This window comes from Halomonas sp. (assembly GCF_041689495.1).
Classification (GTDB): Bacteria; Pseudomonadota; Gammaproteobacteria; order Pseudomonadales; family Halomonadaceae; genus Halomonas.
In genome coordinates this window covers 1-1,645 of the sequence record NZ_JBDNGD010000277.1, presented here as the reverse complement: position 1 = coordinate 1,645, position 1,645 = coordinate 1, and the positions used below count along the sequence as shown (strand labels likewise).

Below are 1,645 nucleotides of genomic sequence, written 5' to 3'. Positions count from 1 at the left end.
GGCAGTGGCGGCATCATGCTGCCCAATCACCCGCCGCTGGTGGTGGCCGAACAGTTCGGCACCCTGGAGACCCTCTATCCCGGCCGCATCGACCTGGGCCTGGGCCGGGCACCGGGCTCGGATGCCGCCACCATGGCCGCCATGCGCCGCGACCCCCGAGCCGGGGTCGACGACTTCCCCCAGCGGCTGGAGGAGCTGCAGGGCTTCCTGGGCGATGAAAGGCCCGGCCAGCGGGTTCGCGCGGTGCCCGGCCAGGGCACCCAAGTGCCGCTGTGGCTGCTCGGCTCCAGCGGCTACAGCGCCCAGCTGGCGGCCCGGGAGGGCCTGCCCTTCGCCTTCGCCGCCCAGTTCGCTCCCGGATATCTCCATGAGGCCCTGCGCCTCTACCGCGACAACTTCCGCCCCTCGGCGGTGCTCGAGGCGCCCCACGCCATGGTCGGCCTGCCGGTGATCGCCGCCCGGGATGACGCGCGCGCCGACTTCCTCGCCTCCACCGCACGGCAGAAGTTTCTCAACCTGATCCGCGGTGCGCCCACCCGCTCACTACCGCCAGTGGAGCGACACGACTGGACCCCGATGGAAAAGACTCAGGTCGAGCAGTTCCTGGGCGCCGCCATCATCGGCGGCCCAGAGACCGTCCGTGCTAAACTCGAGCACTTCATCGAGAGCACCGGCGCCGACGAACTGATGATCAATACCGACACCTACGCCAGCGAGGACCGCCTGGCGAGCTACGAGATCGTCGCCGAGGCCTGGCAGGCGTGAGGCCCGCCAGGGCCGATCCGCAGCGGCATTCATCCGGGAGAGAGACATGAAAAAGCCGATCAACCTGGCGCTCCAGGGCGGCGGTGCCCACGGCGCCTTCACCTGGGGAGTGCTGGACGCCCTGCTCGAGGATGGCCGCCTGGAGATCGTCGGCGTCTCGGGCACCTCGGCGGGCGCCATGAACGCCGTGGCCATGGCCGACGGCTTCACCCGCGACGGGCCGGATGGCGCTCGGGCGGCGCTGGCGCATTTCTGGTACCACATCAGCGAGGGCGCCCGGACCAACCCTCTGAGGCGCACGCCCATCGACGTCTTGATGGGCAACTGGAGCCTCGACCACAACCCTGCCTACCATGCCCTGGATGCCCTCTCCCGGGTGGCGTCGCCCTACCAGCTCAACCCCATGAACCTGAACCCGCTGAGGGACCTCCTGGAGGAAAGCATCGACTTCGAGAGCGTGCGCCGCTGCAGCGCCTTCAAGCTGTTCATCTCGGCCACCAATGTGGAAACCGGCAAGGTCAAGGTCTTCCCCCGCCATGCCCTGACCGCGGACATGGTGATGGCCTCGGCCTGCCTGCCCAGCCTCTACCAGGCGGTGGTCATCGACGGTGTGCCCTACTGGGATGGTGGCTACATGGGCAACCCCTCGCTGTTTCCCTTCCACGGCAGGACGCGAAGCGATGACATCGTGGTGGTACAGATCAATCCCGTCGAGCGCACCGGCATCCCCCGCACGCCGATGGAGATCCAGAACCGGCTCAACGAGATCAGCTTCAACGGCAGCCTGCTCAAGGAACTGAGGGCGATCGAGTTCGTCGACCGCCTGATCCGCCAGGGCAAGCTCTCCAAGGACGACTACCGCCAGGTGAAGGTCCACATC

General features: G+C 68.0%; 2 protein-coding genes. Both read left to right on the top strand.

Translation table 11 applies throughout. The features are described from left to right. The coding region (locus tag ACESMD_RS09575) for an LLM class flavin-dependent oxidoreductase (protein ID WP_372612599.1) at positions 1-765 on the top strand (765 nt) is incomplete at its 5' end. Positions 766-811: 46 nt separating this feature from the next. Then, positions 812-1,645, top strand: an 834-nt coding sequence (locus tag ACESMD_RS09570) for a patatin-like phospholipase family protein (protein ID WP_372612597.1), incomplete at its 3' end; no start/stop codon positions are given.